This window comes from Allobosea eneae, assembly GCF_042657265.1.
GTDB classification, from domain to species: Bacteria; Pseudomonadota; Alphaproteobacteria; order Rhizobiales; family Beijerinckiaceae; genus Allobosea; species Allobosea eneae.
The window spans coordinates 1-15557 of sequence record NZ_JBHSLW010000039.1; the positions used below are offsets into that span (position 1 = coordinate 1).

General features: G+C 66.4%; 14 protein-coding genes. 6 read left to right on the top strand and 8 right to left on the bottom strand.

Translation table 11 applies throughout. From position 1 onward, the window contains the following. Positions 1-257 precede the first annotated feature (257 nt). The 3 genes from ACFPOB_RS22825 (at position 258) to ACFPOB_RS22835 (ending at position 5207) form a co-directional block, all read left to right on the top strand. Positions 258-1661 carry a porin gene (locus tag ACFPOB_RS22825; protein WP_377800679.1) on the top strand — a complete coding sequence of 468 codons (1404 nt, stop codon included), beginning with the start codon at positions 258-260 and terminating at the stop codon, positions 1659-1661. Between the two features lie 210 nt (positions 1662-1871). After that, positions 1872-4184: an OmpA family protein gene (locus ACFPOB_RS22830; RefSeq protein WP_377800680.1), complete on the top strand. Its 2313-nt coding sequence runs from the start codon at positions 1872-1874 to the stop codon at positions 4182-4184. 9 nt (positions 4185-4193) lie between these two features. Continuing rightward, positions 4194-5207: a hypothetical protein gene (locus ACFPOB_RS22835; RefSeq protein WP_377800681.1), complete on the top strand. Its 1014-nt coding sequence runs from the start codon at positions 4194-4196 to the stop codon at positions 5205-5207. A 5-nt stretch (positions 5208-5212) separates the two neighbouring features. Here ACFPOB_RS22835 and ACFPOB_RS22840 read toward each other — a convergent pair whose 3' ends face one another. Both ACFPOB_RS22840 and ACFPOB_RS22845 read right to left on the bottom strand, forming a co-directional pair. Further along, positions 5213-6100, bottom strand: a complete 888-nt coding sequence (locus ACFPOB_RS22840; protein WP_377800682.1) for an alpha/beta fold hydrolase — start codon at positions 6098-6100, stop codon at positions 5213-5215. 114 nt (positions 6101-6214) lie between these two features. Further along, complete coding sequence (locus ACFPOB_RS22845; protein WP_377800683.1) at positions 6215-8254, bottom strand: lytic transglycosylase domain-containing protein; 2040 nt, start codon at positions 8252-8254, stop codon at positions 6215-6217. 278 nt (positions 8255-8532) lie between these two features. Between ACFPOB_RS22845 and dapA the strand changes: the two genes are divergently transcribed. Both dapA and smpB read left to right on the top strand, forming a co-directional pair. Continuing rightward, entirely contained in the window at positions 8533-9426 is an 894-nt protein-coding gene (gene dapA / locus ACFPOB_RS22850; RefSeq protein ID WP_377800684.1) for a 4-hydroxy-tetrahydrodipicolinate synthase, read from the top strand. A gap of 38 nt (positions 9427-9464) precedes the next feature. Beyond that, positions 9465-9938 carry an SsrA-binding protein SmpB gene (gene smpB / locus ACFPOB_RS22855; protein WP_137883819.1) on the top strand — a complete coding sequence of 158 codons (474 nt, stop codon included), beginning with the start codon at positions 9465-9467 and terminating at the stop codon, positions 9936-9938. Positions 9939-9955: 17 nt separating this feature from the next. Here the strand turns inward: smpB and ACFPOB_RS22860 are convergent, their stop codons facing one another. The 6 genes from ACFPOB_RS22860 to lepB all read right to left on the bottom strand — a co-directional run bounded on the left by ACFPOB_RS22860 (position 9956) and on the right by lepB (position 14433). After that, the gene (locus tag ACFPOB_RS22860) at positions 9956-10345 is read right to left on the bottom strand and encodes a nuclear transport factor 2 family protein (RefSeq protein ID WP_377800685.1); all 390 of its coding nucleotides are present in this window, start codon (positions 10343-10345) and stop codon (positions 9956-9958) included. A 60-nt stretch (positions 10346-10405) separates the two neighbouring features. Further along, positions 10406-11128, bottom strand: coding sequence for a superoxide dismutase (locus tag ACFPOB_RS22865; protein WP_377800686.1), 723 nt, complete (start codon positions 11126-11128; stop codon positions 10406-10408). A gap of 117 nt (positions 11129-11245) precedes the next feature. Next, a complete protein-coding gene (locus ACFPOB_RS22870; protein WP_377800687.1) occupies positions 11246-11860 on the bottom strand; it encodes a LabA-like NYN domain-containing protein in 615 nt (204 codons plus the stop codon). A gap of 176 nt (positions 11861-12036) precedes the next feature. Then, on the bottom strand, positions 12037-12948 hold the full coding sequence (gene era / locus ACFPOB_RS22875) for a GTPase Era (RefSeq protein ID WP_377800688.1): 912 nt from the start codon (positions 12946-12948) through the stop codon (positions 12037-12039). Continuing rightward, a complete protein-coding gene (gene rnc / locus ACFPOB_RS22880) occupies positions 12941-13717 on the bottom strand; it encodes a ribonuclease III (protein WP_377800689.1) in 777 nt (258 codons plus the stop codon). Before rnc ends, era begins: the two co-directional genes overlap by 8 nt. Next, complete coding sequence (lepB, locus tag ACFPOB_RS22885) at positions 13669-14433, bottom strand: signal peptidase I (protein WP_377800690.1); 765 nt, start codon at positions 14431-14433, stop codon at positions 13669-13671. The genes rnc and lepB overlap by 49 nt, the downstream gene beginning before the upstream one ends. Before the next feature lie 381 nt (positions 14434-14814). Here lepB and aqpZ point away from each other — a divergent pair, with 381 nt between their 5' ends. Further along, positions 14815-15546: an aquaporin Z gene (gene aqpZ, locus ACFPOB_RS22890; protein WP_377800691.1), complete on the top strand. Its 732-nt coding sequence runs from the start codon at positions 14815-14817 to the stop codon at positions 15544-15546. Positions 15547-15557: the final 11 nt, after the last annotated feature.

The following is a 15557-nucleotide window of genomic DNA, read 5'->3' on the forward strand; positions in this document are numbered from 1 at the left end:
CATCAACGGCCACCCGCAAAGCGGCGTCGAAGATCTCATGCCGTGGCGCTTCCGGAAATCCTCAATCCCTAATCCATAGGGTGCTGGCGCGGCGCTTACGGACGTTCCCGGTCGCTGTTTTTCGTCTTCGCCTCCGAACGGTTCGGGGACGCGGGCGAAAGACCGGGATAGGCGGGTTCGCCGGACAGGTCTCCTGGGGCCACCGGTTAGAACGTGCCGACGCCCGAGGGTCTCGAAACTCTTTTGGAGGTAATCAAATGAAGCTCGTCAAGAGCCTCCTCCTCGGTTCCGCCGCCGGCATCGCCGCGGTTGCCGGGGCTCAGGCCGCCGACCTTCCTTCGCGGAAGGCCGCTCCGGTCGAGTACGTTCGCGTTTGCTCCGCTTATGGCGCGGGCTTCTTCTACATCCCGGGCACCGACACCTGCCTTCGCGTTGGTGGTCGTGTCCGTGCTGAGTACACGGTCGGCACCCGTTACGGCGACCTGCAGGACGCCTACGGCATGCGCGCTCGTGGCCGTCTGAACGTCGACGCCCGCACCGCCACTGCCTACGGCACGCTGCGTACGTTCTTCCGCTACGAGCTGACCAACAACTCGGGCATGTACCTGAACACCACTCCGGCTGGTAACCAGGGCATCACCTTCCCGGGTAACATCCACTCGACCTCGACCTCGACCTCGTCGCTCCTCGACCTGGCCTTCGTTCAGTTCGGCCCGATCACCGCTGGTCGCGCTCAGTCGTTCTTCGACTTCTACGCGAACGACTTCGGCTTCTCGACCCTCCGTACGGCTGACTCGCGTCTGAACCTGTTGGCCTACACCGCCACCTTCGGTTCGGGCTTCTCGGCCACGATCTCGGTCGAAGACCGCACCTCGGGCACGGGCAACCGCGAGAACGGCGCCTTCACCCGTAACTTCCTCGGCTTCGGCGGCGCTGGTGCCAGCGTCCTGTACGAAGGTCAGGATTTCCCGGACATCGTTGCCTCGCTGCGCGTCGATCAGGGCTGGGGCTCCGCTCAGCTGTCGGGTGCTCTCACCCAGCGTAAGGTCTCTGGCCTCACCCTTGCTGGCGCTGCGATCGCTCCGATTGCTTTCAGCTCGGACGAGTACGGCTGGGCGATCCAGGGCGGCGTGAAGATCAACCTGCCGATGCTTGCGGCTGGCGATCACCTGTTCCTGCAGGCCGCCTATGCTGACGGCGCTCTCGGCTACCTCGGTTGGTCGGGCAACTACGGCGTCGGCCGTACCGGCCCTCTGATCCTGGGCGACATCGGCTATGATCCGGCTACCGGCTCCACCAAGACCTCGACCGGCTGGTCGGTCGTCGCTGGTCTGCGCCACTTCTGGACCCCGCAGCTGCGTTCGGAGCTCTACGGCTCGTACTCGGAAATCAAGCTCGGCTACAACAACCCGGTCGCGAACTACGCCATCGGTGCTGTCGGTCGCTCGCTTGATCCGAAGGAGTTCATCGTTGCTGGTAACCTGATCTGGTCGCCGGTCTCGGGCCTCGATATCGGTGTGGAAGTCCTCTACACCCGCGTCGAGCTGCGTGATCGGGTCGGCACTGCGGTCAACGGCGTCGGTATCGTCCGCAACGGCGCGCTCGGCATCAAGAACGACGATGCTTGGGCTGGCCGTCTCCGCATCCAGCGCGACTTCTGATCGATCGTAAGATCGCTCAAGGAAGCCCCGGGGAAACCCGGGGCTTTTTTCGTTTACTGCGGGCCTTACCTCGTCGAAACACCATCTGACTGTCGCAATAGCGGATCGGCCGCTTGCTTGACTTGAAGCTGCGATGGGGCGTGATTGCAAAGGGCTGTATGCGTCCGGATTCGGCGCGAGCGGTTCCTGGAACAGGACGGGATTTTCGGCATGGCGCGGCACGCCGGTTGGCTCTGGGGGCTCGTTCCGGTCGCCGTGGTCTGGGCGTCCGCCAATGTGCTGCACACCGAGTCGATCAGGCGCGATATCGAGGCCAGGGCGCTCGCAGCGAGTACGGTGGCAGGAGCGGCATCCGGCGCGCGCGGCGTTTCTGTCAAAATCAGCGGCCGCGATGTCTACCTCGACGGTGAGGCGGTCACGTCCGACGGCGCCAACAAGGCGCTGGCACAGCTTCAGTCGGAATTCGGCGTCCGGCGCGTCCTCGGCGGGCTGACGCAGGTCATCGCGCAAAGGCCCTATAGCTGGTCGGCAGCGCGGCAAGGCGATCTCGTCACGCTCTCCGGCTCCGTGCCGGACGAAGCCACCGCATCCGCGCTGCTTGGCGCGGCGCGGGCTTTGAGACCGGGATTGCGGATCGACGATCAGCAGAAGATCGCATTCGGCGCGCCAGTCGGTTTCGCCGACCTGGCCGGCTTACTGATGCGCGATCTCGGCCAACTCTCTGCCGGCAAGGTCGCGCTTGACGATTCCCGCTACTGTGTCGAGGGCACGGCCGCGACGCCGGAGAGCTTCATCGCCTTGCGCGAGAAGGCCTCCGCTGCCCCTCCGCAGGGCTTCACCCGCGTCGATTGCACGCTCAGCCCGCCAATAGTGGCGCCTTATCGCTGGAGCGCTGAGAAGGATGCCTCTGGTTCGGTCTCGGTCACCGGCTATTATCCGTCCGACGCGATGCGCCGCGAGATCACGGCGCTGCTCGGGCGCGCGTTTCCGGCGGCCGGGGCGGTGAGCGACCGCATGCTGCCGGCGGCCGGCGAGCCGCCAGCCTTCGCGGCCAGGGTGACACGTGCCATCGCCGATCTCGCCCGCCTGCGCAGTGGCAAGACCGAGATCGAGGGCGACGCCTATCGCATCTCCGGGCAGGGACCGGAGAGCTACGAGGCCTGCGAGGCGTTGAAGTTGACCATCGCGCAGGGCGACGGCCCCGGATCCGTCGCGCTCGCCAGCATCGCCTGCCCGCCTCAGCCGCCGGCGCCGAAGAGCGAGCCGGCGCCGGCGCCATCGACCAATGCGCCGCCAGCCGAGCCGGCGACGCCGAGCATGCCGGCACCGGCCAATCCGGCCCCAGTCACGCCTGGCCCGGCTACGACCATCGAGCCGCAGCCTGCGCCACGCACAGCGCCGCGGCCGCTGCAATGGCGTGCGGAAAAATCCGAAAACGGTATCGTCCTGTCCGGTGTCGCGCCTGATGCAGCGGCCAAGGCGGCTGTCCTGGAGGCGGCGCGCGCGGCCCTATCCGGCGGCGAGGTCGTCGATCGGACTGTGGTCGAAGCTGTGCCGCGCGGCGGCCCCGATTACGGTGAGGCGACCCGTTTCGCCCTCGGGCTCCTCGGCAGGATGGCGCAAGGCAGCGTCTCGCTGGCCGGTTCCGCGCTCAGCCTCACCGGTGCTGCGGCGGACAAGGCTGGCTGGCAGGTTTTGCAGGATGCGCTCAAGGGCAAGGCGCTGCCGGCAGGGCTCTCGCTCTCGGGCCGGCCGCTGCTCGCCCTACGCAGCTATGGTTTCACCGCTTCGATCGACAAATCCGGAGGCTATCTGGGCGGCTATCTGCCCGATGCTGCGGCCAAGGACGCGATTGCGGCCTTGATCGAGGCTTCGCCCTTGCGCGGGCGCGTCAGCGACGAAACCGAGATACTGCCGGCGGCGCCGACCGGATTCGGAGTGGCGGCGCGCGGGGTGGTTCAGGACCTGCTACGGCTTGATCTGGGCTCGGCCAGCGTGGTCGATCGCGAGGTCAATGTGCGTGGGCTGACCTGCCGGGCGCTGATCCGCGACGAGGTCGAGACCAATCTGGCGAGCGGCCTGCCCGACGGCTTCATTGGCAAGGCCGAGGTCGGCATGCGCCAGACCGGCTGCGTCATCGATCCGCCGAGCACCTGCCAGAACGAGCTCGATGCGCTGACGCAGCGCTATTATGTCATGTTCGGCCAGGGGACGGCCGTGGTGACGCTCGACCCGGTAACCGAGCGGGCGATGACCGAGGCTGCCGCCATCCTCAAGCAGTGCCCCGCCTCGCGCGTCACTATCGAGGGCCATGCCAATCTCGACGGTGAGCGCAGCGGCTTCAATAATCTCGATCTGTCGAATCGTCGGGCGCTGCGCGTCCGCGAAGAGCTGATCCGTCGCGGCATCGGCCCGGCCCAGCTCGAGGTGAAGGGGTATGGGACCGACCGGCCGCTGGTCGCCCATGGCGATCCCGATGCGCGCGTGAAGAACCGCCGCGTTCAGTTCACCGTGGCGAAATAGGGGGCGGCGATGCTCTATCTTGCGATCCAGTTCGCCTGGTTCCTCCTCGCCGCTTTCGCGATGGGCCTCGTCTTTGGCTGGCTGACCGGCCGCGGCGGCCCGCGTGGTTTCGCTGGCGGCCCGGCCCTTGGCCTCGCCATGCTCTGGGCCGCGCTGGCGGCGCTGGTCTGGCTACGGCTGGTCAACGATCAGGTGGCGTTCTGGATCGAGACGGCGCTGCTCTATCTGCTCGCCTATGCCGCCGGCTGCCTGATCGGCAGCCTGTTCGCCGGTGAAGGCGAGGCGCTCACGGCGCTCGCCGCCCCGGCACCCCGCCTTGCCTTGCCGCAGCCTGCTCCGGCTCTTCCAGGGCCGACCGCACGGGAAAGCGTTGTCGGGACGGCCTCCGCCGAGCCGGCAGCGATGCCGAAGGTCGAGGGCGAGGATGCCATCGCCGGCAAGCGCCCGGCCGGCTTCATCGCCGCCCACGGCGGGCAGCCCGACGATCTCAAGCTGATCAAGGGCATCGGCCTGCAGAACGAGGCGCGCCTGCATGCGCTCGGCATCTGGCACTTCAGCCAGATCGCCGCCTGGACCCCTGAGAACGTCGAGTGGGTCGGCACTTATCTCGCTTTCCCGGGGCGGATCGAGCGTGAGGACTGGGTGGCACAGGCGGCTGCGCTGGCACGAACCGCGACGACGGTCGAGCCGGTGACAGCGATCCCGCTCTCCGGAGCGGCACTCGAAGGCAAGCGCCCGAGCAACCTCCTGCCGGGCGCTCGCGGCGGCAAGCCGGACGATCTTGGCCTGATCGATGGCATCGGCCCGGCGATCGCCGAGACGCTGAACGGCCTCGGCATCTGGCATTTCGATCAGATCGTTGCGCTGGGGCCGGACGAATTGCGCTTCCTGGCCCACCATACCGGCTTCCCGGGCCGCGATGTGGCGGAGCAATGGCAGGCCGAGGCAAAAATCCTTGCGGGCGGCGGTGAGACCGAGCACTCGCGCGCGATGAAGGCGAAGCGCCGCAAGAAGAGGCGCTGAGCGGCTCAGGCCGCCTGCTTCTCCGCCTTCGCGATCAGCCGGCCGATGCGGCGGATCATGTCCTTGCTGCCGAGCAAAGGCGCATGACCCTGGCCCGGCGCGGTGAAGGTTTCGCAGCGCGGATGGCGACGCCCCATCTCTTCCAACGTCCTTTCCGCCAGCAGATCGGAATTCTCGCCGCGGATCGCTAGCAGCGGGACATGGTTCAGCGCCGCGAAATAGGGCCAGAGCTCAGGTAGCGGGGCTTCGAGGTCGAGCTCCTCCAGCGTCTTCAGCAGACGTGGATCATAGTCCGGCACCAGCGCGCCGTTGCGCTCGGTCCAGGTCCGGCGCGCCATGATCTCCCACTCGGCCGCGCTGAAGAGTGGGAATTGCTGGTCCGACAGCCGCTTCAGGATCTCGGCGCCTTCGGCGAAGCTGCGCGGCGTCGGCAGCTTGCCGACATAGCCGCGGATGCGCAGCAGGCCACGCGCGTCGATCACCGGCCCGACATCGTTGAGAACGGCGCCGCGGATCGCTGCGGGCCGTGCCGCGCCGAGCGCCATGCTCAGAAGCCCGCCACGCGAGGTGCCGATGAAGACGGCTTCCTCGACGCCGGTCGCCGCCAGAACCTGCATGAGGTCGTCGAGCTCGACGCGGATGTCGTAGTCGCGCCAGTCCTTGGCATAGTCCGAGCGGCCACGGCCGCGATAGTCGAGCGCCAGCACCCGGCGCGGCCCGTCCTCCGCCAGGGCCAGCGCGAGCTCATGGAAATCGGCAGAGGTGCGCGCCAGCCCGGCGAGGCAGACGATCGGCAGATTGGGCGCTACCTGCGGTCCGTATTCGCGCACATGCAGCTTCAGCCCGTCGCGAGCGCTGATGAACAGGGAGCGGAAGCCGGTATCGGAATTCATTGGGGACTCGACGCGAAAGCGGGCATGCCGCACCTAACCATGGCGATGGGGTGAGCGAAAGCAGGGCTCAGTCCACGCCCTCCATGACGTTGATCGCGAAATGCGGGACGTCCCTTAATCCCGCTTGCCGCCGCGCTTCAGATCGTAGTCGATCATATAGGCGGTGCGCTGGTTGAGGCGCTGGCGATAGACCTGCAGATTCTCCATCACCCGCTGCACATAGTTGCGCGTTTCGGTGAAGGAGATGCGCTCGACCCAGTCGACCGCGTCGACCTCGGGCAGGCGCGGATCGCCATAGGCGGTGATCCACTTCTTCACATTGCCGGAGCCGGCATTATAGGCGGCGAAGGTGAGGATATAGGAGCCGCGCCAGTCGCCGAGCAGGTCGTTGAGATGGGCCGCGCCCATCTTGGCCGAATAGAGCGGGTCCTTGGTCAGCTTGTCGAGCTCGAACGGCAATTGCGCCCGCCGCGCCGTCTCGCGGGCCGTCGCAGGCATCATCTGCATCAGGCCGAGCGCACCGGCATGCGAGACCGCGGCCGGATCAAACGCACTCTCTTGCCGGGCGATGGCATGGACGATGGCGCGCTCCATCGGATCGCCCAGGGTTGGGAACTCGGGCACGCCGAAGGTCGGGAAGGCGGCCTCGTCGAGCGGGAAGCCGCGCTGCAGCGAAATCTTGCCGATGGTCAGCAGGGTCCTGGCGTCGCCGCGCTGTCGGGCGATGTCGGCGATGGCTTCGAGCGCGGCGGCATCGTGCAGGCGCTGCGAGAGGTCGATCAGCAATTGTCCGGCGAGGTCGGGCGCCTCGATCGCATAGAGCAGCTTGGCCGCCTTGAAGCCGGGCAGATGCGCCAGCGGCGCCGCCATGGTGCGCCGCACCGGCAGGTCGGTGAGGCCGAGCCGGGCGCGGGCGAGCTGGCCGTAATAGGCAACCGGATGCTCGGCGGCGCGGGCATAGAAGGTCTTGGCCTCGTCGCTCTTGTTCAGCGCGTCGGCGGCGCGGCCCTGCCAATAGGTGGCGCGGGCCACCGATATCGGGGTCTCGGCGATCTTGGCGGCCTCGGCAAAATGCTTGGCGGCCCGCTCGGCGTCCTTTTCGAAGCGCAGCGCAATCCAGCCGGCATGCCATTCGGCGTCGATTCGCTCGGCCGTGTCCTCGGCGCCATGGCCGGCGGCGACCGCATAGGCACCCTTGGCGTCGCCCTCGTCGAGCAGCTTGCGGGCGATCAGCCGGCGCTCTTCCCACCAGCCGTCGCCGTCGCCGAGCAGTGCCGGATCGCGCGGGACATCGGCGATCGCCTTGGCGGCATCGGCCGGCTTGCCGGAGCGGCGCGCCTGCTGCGCCTGCAGGAAGGCGAAGGAGATGTCCTTCTTCAGCGCGGCAGGCACGGCGTCGATTTGCTTCTGCGCGATCGGCCCCTTGGCCTTGGCGCTGGCGAGGCGGACCTTGGCGAGCGCGACATAGTCCTGCGAAACGCGCGCGGCATTGCGCAGCGCCTCCTCGCTCTTACCGGCGAAGAGATAGCGTTCGGTGCGCAGGCGATGGTCGGCGGTGGTGAGCTTGTCGCCGAAATTGTCGAGCACGATCTTCTCGAGCCCGGCGCCGAGATGATCCTTGAGCCAGGTCCGGCGGGCGAGCGCCAGCGCCTCGTCCCTCTTGCCCTCGGCTGCAAGAGCGCGGGCGAGCGCGATGCGCCCGGCCGGGCTGATCGGCTCGCGGCCGTGGAAGAAGGCACGGACGGTCTCAGGCGAGCGCCGGTCGTTGACCAGCGCCGCCTCGGCGCGGCGGCGGAACGGCGTCGTGCCGGGATAGTTGGGGAACTCGTCGAGGAATTCGGCGATGCGCTCGAAGCTCACCACATTGGACAAGCTGCGCAGCGCGACCCATTCCAGCATGCCGCGCACCGCCTTGTCGTCGATGCGGCGGGCGATGCCGTCGCCATCCTCCAGCTTGCCGGCCCGATAGGCCGCCACGGCCTTCTTCAGCGGTTCGAGGTCGACGCGCTCTTCCGGCCGGGCGATCTCGGCCGGCGGAACGCGCGGTGCAGCCGGCTCGGTCTGTGGCGCGAGCGAGGCGGTCACGCCGACGTCGACGCTCGCAGGCCCGGTGTCGTCGCTCGTGCCGACGCGCGCCAGGCGATCGATCTGCAATGGATGCGAGCCGTCAGGGCCCGCAGAGCAGGGTCCAACAGTCACCATAATGAGCGTCAGGCCGGCTCCGAAGAACCGTCGGCCCGGCGATAGCGCCATATGAGGCATCCCCCCAAGCAAGCCGGATCGTAGCAGTAGCCATGCTCCCGCAGGGAGCTTTATGAAGTCCTAACCATGCCGCCACGATTTTTGATGGGTTGCCGGCTTTGCGGACTGCGGCTGAAAGGCTATGTCTGTCGCCCGTTTCACGCCGAACTTTGTCGTTTTCAGGACCGTCCATGACCAAGCATGCGCCACTCACCGGTTCGATGCCCGCACTGGTGACGCCGTTCAAAGGCGGGAAGATCGACGAAGCGACGTTGCGCGCGTTGGTCGACTGGCAGATCGAGAGCGGCTCGACCGCGCTGGTTCCGGTCGGCACCACCGGCGAGAGCCCGACGCTCAGCCATGACGAACACGGCCGCGTCACCGAGATCGTCATCGACCAGGCCAAGGGCAGGGTGCCCGTGATCGCCGGCGCCGGCTCGAACAACACCACCGAGGCGATCTCGCTGGCCAGGCACGCCGAGAAGGCCGGCGCCCAGGCGGTGCTCGTGGTAACGCCCTACTACAACAAGCCGACCCAGGAAGGCATGTACCAGCACTTCAAGGCGGTGAACGACGCGATCGGAATCCCGATCATCATCTACAACATCCCGCCGCGCTCGGTGATCGACATGTCGGTCGAGACCATGGCCCGGCTCTATGAGCTCAAGAACATCGCCGGGGTGAAGGACGCGACCGCCAATCTCGCCCGCGTCTCGCAGCAGCGCCATGTGCTCGGTCCCGATTTCATCCAGCTCTCGGGCGAAGACATGACCGCGCTCGCCTATATGGCGGCCGGCGGCCATGGCTGCATCTCGGTCGTCGCCAATGTCGCGCCCAAGCTCTGCGCCGACCTGATGGCCTGCGCCCTCAAGGGCGACTACGCCGGGGCTCTCAAGATCCAGGACCGGCTGGTGCCGCTGCACGACGCCATCTTCAAGGAGCCGGGCCTTGCCGGCGCCAAGCATGGGCTGAAGCGCCTCGGCCGGATCGAGGAAGAGGTCCGCCTGCCTTTGCTGCCGGTGACGCCGGCGACCGGCGAAGTCATTCGCAGCGCCATGGTTCACGCCGGCCTGCTGAATGCTTAAGTGAGGTAGCCGGCAATGCCGACTACCGGAGAGTTTCGATGAGCAAGCCCGATCCAGAGCGCTACAAGCTCGCGGCCGACAACCGCAAGGCGCGCTACAGCTATGCCATCACCGAGACCTTGGAAGCCGGCATCGCCCTGCAGGGCACCGAGATCAAGTCGCTGCGCGGCGGCAAGGCGACGATCGGCGAGAGCTATGCCGGCCCGATGGGCAACGAGCTCTTCCTGTTCAACGCCCATATCCCGGAATATCTCGAAGCCAACCGCTTCAACCACGATGTCCGCCGGCCACGAAAGCTGCTGCTACATCGCCGCCAGATCAACAAGCTGATGGGCGCGATCCAGCGCGAGGGTTTCACTGTCATCCCGCTCAAGGTCTATTTCAACGACAAGGGGCGGGCGAAGGTCGAACTCGGCCTCGGCAAGGGCAAGAAGCTGCACGACAAGCGCGAGACCGAGAAGACCCGCGACTGGAACCGCGACAAGGCCCGCATCCTGAAGACGGGTGGATAAGACGCCAAAACCTGCGCCTATTCGGAGGTCAGACCGTCAGGCTCGACGAAACCGCCTTCCGGCGCCGGATGGGGCAGAGACCAGCCGAAATAGACTTCCACCTCGACAATCTCGCCGTTACGGATCGTCATGACCTCGGTGTTGCTGAAGCCCTTGCCGTCGACGGCCTCGCCTTCATAGGTGACGAAGACCGTCTCGCCGATCGCGATGAGGCGCTTGAATGTGCAGGCGCGGATGCGCTCGCTGTTCGGCCAGCAACGCTCGAAATAGGCCGTGCGATCGAGGCGGTTGTCGAGCGGGCTGGTGAAGTGGAAGTCTTCGGCGATGAGCGCTTCGATCGCGGTTCGATCCTTGTCGACATAGGCCTTGTAGCAGGCGCGTGCGATCTCGCTGGCATCATCCGACATGCGCCACCCCCGGCTTCCCCATTACAACCATAACGGGAGAGGCCGAGGGAAGTTCCGTCGTTATGCCATAGCCTTCTTGAAATTCTCGTTCGCCTTGTCCCAGTTCACCGTCTTCCACCAGGCGGTGAGGTATTCCGGCCGGCGGTTCTGGTATTTCAGATAATAAGCGTGCTCCCAGACATCGACGCCGAGCACCGCCTTGGCGCCGAGCTCGAGCGGCGTGTCCTGGTTCGCCGTCGAGATGATCGCGAGCTTCTTGTCCTTGCCGACGACCAGCCAGGCCCAGCCCGAGCCGAAGCGCGTGGTGCCGGCCTGATTGACCCGCTTCGTCAATTCGTCGACCGAGCCGAAGGCGCTATCGATCGCGCTCTTCAGCTCCGTACTGGGCTGCTGTGCGCCCCCGGGGGTCATCAGCTCCCAGAAGAAGCTGTGGTTCCAGTGACCGCCGACATTGTTGCGCACCGCGGTGCGGACAGTGTCGGGCGCGGCGCTGAGATCGGCCAGCACCGTCTCGATCGGCGTGGTGCGCAGGGCCTCCCACTGGCCGGCGGCGGCGTTGGCGCCGTTCACATAGGCCTGATGGTGCAGGGAGTGATGGATGCGCATCGTCTGCGCATCGATGACCGGCTCCAGCGCCTCATAGGCGTAAGAAAGCTTCGGTAACGTGAAGACCGGCGGCGGCGCGGCGGGCGCTGGTGCGGTCTGGGCCAGCACCAGAGCCGGGCGGGCGATCACGAAGGCGGACCCGGCGGCGAGGCCGGTGAGAAAGCTGCGGCGTTGCAAGGCGTGCCCTCCGGGTGTCGTTGCGGAACAGAGCTTGCGCGAGCCGCAGACGCGGTCAAGTGCCTGCCGCTCGACGCCGCTCCTCTTCCATCGACAACGCGAGAGAGAAGGACAGGTTCAGCCTTCCGGCGTCTCGTCGCCCTGGCGGATGCCATAGCGGCGCTCCAGCCCCGGATTGGCTTGCCCGGGTGCCCGGGCGGCTCGCTCGGCCGGGTCGCGCCCGACCTTCTGCATCAGGCTGGCGAGCTCGACGAATTCGTCGCATTGCCGGCGCAGATCGTCGGCGACCATGGGCGGAGTGGTGTTGATGGTCGAGACCACCGAGACCTTGACGCCCTTGCGCTGCACCGCCTCGACCAAAGGACGGAAATCGCCGTCGCCGGAGAACAGGTAGATATGGTCGAGATGGGGCGCGAGCTCGAGCATTTCGATGGCGAGCTCGATATCCATATTGCCCTTGACGCGGCGGCGGCCGGTCGCGTCGGTAAACTCCTTGGCGGCCTTGGTGATGACCCGGTAGCCGTTATAGTCGAGCCAGTCGACCAGCGGCCTGATCGAAGTGTATTCTTCGCTCTCCACCAGTGTCGTGAAGTAGAAGGCCCGGATCAGATTGCCGCGGCCCTGGAATTCCTTGAGCAGACGACGGTAGTCCATATCGAAGCCGAGCTGCTTCGACGTCGCGTAAAGGTTGGCGCCGTCGATGAAGAGCGCGATGCGCGGTTCACCTGCCATGTAATGGCTCCTGCTCAAATAGGGTCGATCAATAAGAATCGGCGTGGATCAAGGTTGAATAATGTCGGGGCAGCGCTTCAAATCGAGCACTCCTTCGGCAATTATGTGGTAGATGCCGCGCGGCGCGCAAGATTGTGATCGGATTTTGCCATTTGCGCGTGCGAACGCGTAGATGTTCAGCTTTTCGGAAAGTCCAGTCCCATCTCACTATATCGTTCCGGATCGTCGCTCCAGTTCTCCCGAACCTTGACGAACAGGAAGAGGTGCACCTTCGCCTCGGCCGCTTCGGCGATCTCGACGCGCGCCTTCTGGCCGATCGCCTTGATCGTTTGGCCGCCTTCGCCGAGCACGATCTTACGCTGGCCCTCGCGCTCGACATAGATTGTCTGCTCGATCCGGACCGAGCCGTCCGGGCGCTGCTGCCAGCTCTCGGTCTCGACGGTCGAGCGATAGGGCAATTCGTCGTGCAGCCGCTCGAAGATCTTCTCTCGCGTGATCTCGGCGGCGAGGAAGCGCAGCGGCGCATCCGAAATCTGGTCTTCCGGATAGAGCCAGGGGCCGGGCTTCATCCGCGTTTCGAGCCAGCTCAGGATGTCCTTGACGCCATAGCCGGTCAGCGCCGCGACCATGAAGGTCGCCTCGAACGTGGCCCGCTCGTTCACCGCCGCGGTGATGGCGAGCAGCTTTTCCTTCGGAATCGTGTCGATCTTGTTGAGGATCAGGAACTTCGGCTGCCTGAGCTCGGAGAGCTTCTCCAGCAGCGCCGTGTTCTCCTCATGATCGAAGCGGCCGACATCGATCAGCACGCCGATCAGGTCGGCATCGGTCGCCCCGCCCCAGGCGCTCGTCACCATGGCGCGGTCGAGCCGGCGCTTGGGCGCGAAGATGCCGGGCGTGTCGACGAAGATGATCTGCGTCTGACCGGAGAGGGCGATGCCGCGCACCTGGGTGCGCGTCGTCTGCACCTTGCGCGAGACGATCGAAATCTTGGCGCCGACGAGCTGGTTGAGCAGCGTCGACTTGCCGGCATTGGGCGCGCCGATCAGCGCGACGAAGCCGCAGCGGGTCTGCTGGTCGCCTTCAGCCATGGTCAGCCTCCGCCCCTTCGTTCCACAATCCCTGCCGGCGCAGGAAGGCTTCGGCCGCCGCCTGCTCGGCCAGCCGCTTCGAGCGTCCTTCGGCCTCGGCCTCGGCCAAAGAGCCGATTCGCACCGCGATGCGGAAGATCGGCGCATGGTCGGGGCCGGAGCGGCCGCGCTCGGAATAGGTCGGCGTCGGATGGCCCTGGCCCTGCGCCCATTCCTGCAGCGCGGTCTTGGCGTCGCGCAGCGGCGTCGCCGGCGTCAGCAGCCGCTCGCCGAAGCCGGCCTCGACCAGCTTACGCGCGGCGCCATAGCCGCCGTCGATGAAGACGGCACCGATGATCGCCTCGCAGGCATCGGCCAGGATCGCCTTGTTCTTGCGCGCGCCCGAGAGGATCTCGCCCTCGCCGAGGCGCAAGTGCGGGCCGACATCCCAGGCGCTCGCGACAGCAGCGCAGGTCTCCCTGCGCACGAGATCGGCCAGGCGGCGCGACATGTCGCCTTCCTCGGCCTGCGGATAGGTGGTGAACAGCATATCGGCCACCGAGAGGCCGAGCACGCGGTCGCCCAAAAATTCGAGCCGCTGATAGCTCGCGATCCGGCGCGGATCGGCGCTCATATGGGTGAGCGCCGTCTCCAGCAGGGCCCGGTCGCGGAAGCGGTGGCCGAGCCGGTCTTCGAGCCGCGAGAGCTCGGGCAGCTTGCGGCCGCTGTCGGTGGTCTTGCTCACTTGATCGTCGAGAACATGCGGTTCCAGCGCACCGTCCAGGGCCATTCCCAGATGCGCCAGGCCGACGCGCCCTCGTCGATCGAGAAGAAGATAATCTCGGCGCGGCCGACGAAGTTTTCGAACGGCACGTAGCCGACGCTGCGGTCGCGCGAATCGAGCGAGTTGTCGCGATTGTCGCCCATCATGAAGAAATGGCCGGCCGGCACCGTGAAGACCGGTGTGTTGTCGAAGGTACCGGTGTCGCCCTCGCGCTCGATGATCTGGTGGCTGACCCCGTTCGGCAGCGTCTCGCGATACTGGATCGCATTCGTGGCACGGCCCCAGGCGTCGGTGGTGACGAAATCGGCGATCCGCTCGCGCTTCACCGGCTGGTTGTTGATGTGCAGCACGCCGTCGATCATTTGGATGCGGTCACCCGGCAGGCCGATGACGCGCTTGATGTAGTCTGTCGAATTGTCGCTCGGCAGCTTGAACACGGCGATGTCGCCGCGCTTGGGCTCGGCGGCCCAGACCCGGCCCTGGAACAGCGGCGGGCTGAACGGCATCGAGTGCTTCGAATAGCCGTAGGTGTATTTCGAGACGAACAGGTAGTCGCCGATCAGCAGCGTCGGGATCAGCGAGCCCGAGGGTATGTTGAAGGGCTGGAACAGCAGGGTGCGGATCACCAGGGCGATGAGCAGCGCCTGGACGACGACCTTGATCGTCTCGAGGATGCCGCCTTCGTCCTTGGTCTTGCTCTTGATCTCGGCGTCGTTCGCCACGCGGGGCTCCTGCTGGCTGCGTTTCAAGTGCGCGGTCTAGCCGACTATCGGGCGTCGGACAACGCAGCTGCGGCATGGCAAAGCAACATGGCAGGGATGGGCGGCCCTTGCGCAGGCCGTAGGCACGTCATGCCGATACTCCCATTGGCCGGCGCCGAAGAGCCCCGGGTGGTGTCCGCAGCGCAAGGCGACCCTGCGAGCGCCGCTGCAGGCGGGCCCGGCCCACGCCGCGCGGAGACCGGTAAAGCGCTGCCTACCGGAACTTGCGTTGGCCTGACGGCCGGCCTTCATCGGCGCGGCTGGCCTCTGCGTCTGCGCCAGATTGACGCTGGGTCGCCCTGGGATCACAGTCCTGTGATCGCAACCAATGGGGGAATCGACATGAGCACGAGAAATTATGTCGCAGAGGTGATCGGGACCTTCTGGCTGACCTTCGCCGGCTGCGGCAGCGCCGTGATAGCGGCGGGCTTCCCGCAGGTCGGCATCGGGTTGCTGGGCGTTTCTCTCGCATTCGGTTTGACCGTCGTCACCATGGCCTATTCGGTCGGCCACATCTCCGGCTGTCATCTCAATCCGGCCGTCACGATCGGCCTTGCCGCCGGTGGACGCTTCCCGACCAGTCAGGTCGTTCCCTACATCGTCGCGCAGGTCGTCGGCGCCATCCTCGCTGCCACGGTGCTCTATTTCATCGCGGTCGGTGCGCCGGGCTTTGATCTCGCAAAGGGCTTCGCCTCCAACGGCTATGGCGAACATTCGCCCGGCAAATACGGGCTGGCCTCGGCCTTCCTGACCGAGGTGGTGATGACCATGATGTTCCTGTTCATCATCATGGGCGCGACCCATGGCAAGGCGCCGGCCGGCTTCGCACCGCTCGCCATCGGCCTCGGCCTCGCCCTGATCCACCTGGTCAGCATCCCGGTCACCAACACCTCGGTGAACCCCGCGCGCTCGACCGGCCCGGCGCTTTTCGTCGGCGGCTGGGCTTTGCAGCAGCTCTGGCTGTTCTGGGTGGCGCCGATCATCGGCGGCGTGCTCGGCGGTGTCCTCTACCGCTGGCTGAGCGACGAGCCGAAGGGCCAGATCACCGGCGTTACCCCGGCTCCCGCCGAATAGCGCTATGCGAA

Excerpts from the sequence above, each read along its gene's own strand:
- ACFPOB_RS22825 (WP_377800679.1), top strand. The coding sequence starts at position 258 with ATGAAGCTCGTCAAGAGCCTCCTCCTCGGTTCCGCCGCCGGCATCGCC.
- ACFPOB_RS22870 (WP_377800687.1), bottom strand. The coding sequence starts at position 11,860 with ATGGCAGGTGAACCGCGCATCGCGCTCTTCATCGACGGCGCCAACCTT.
- ACFPOB_RS22835 (WP_377800681.1), top strand. The coding sequence starts at position 4,194 with ATGCTCTATCTTGCGATCCAGTTCGCCTGGTTCCTCCTCGCCGCTTTC.
- rnc (WP_377800689.1), bottom strand. The coding sequence starts at position 13,717 with ATGGCCCTGGACGGTGCGCTGGAACCGCATGTTCTCGACGATCAAGTG.
- aqpZ (WP_377800691.1), top strand. The coding sequence starts at position 14,815 with ATGAGCACGAGAAATTATGTCGCAGAGGTGATCGGGACCTTCTGGCTG.
- ACFPOB_RS22840 (WP_377800682.1), bottom strand. The coding sequence starts at position 6,100 with ATGAATTCCGATACCGGCTTCCGCTCCCTGTTCATCAGCGCTCGCGAC.
- era (WP_377800688.1), bottom strand. The coding sequence starts at position 12,948 with ATGGCTGAAGGCGACCAGCAGACCCGCTGCGGCTTCGTCGCGCTGATC.
- smpB (WP_137883819.1), top strand. The coding sequence starts at position 9,465 with ATGAGCAAGCCCGATCCAGAGCGCTACAAGCTCGCGGCCGACAACCGC.
- dapA (WP_377800684.1), top strand. The coding sequence starts at position 8,533 with ATGACCAAGCATGCGCCACTCACCGGTTCGATGCCCGCACTGGTGACG.
- ACFPOB_RS22860 (WP_377800685.1), bottom strand. The coding sequence starts at position 10,345 with ATGTCGGATGATGCCAGCGAGATCGCACGCGCCTGCTACAAGGCCTAT.
- ACFPOB_RS22830 (WP_377800680.1), top strand. The coding sequence starts at position 1,872 with ATGGCGCGGCACGCCGGTTGGCTCTGGGGGCTCGTTCCGGTCGCCGTG.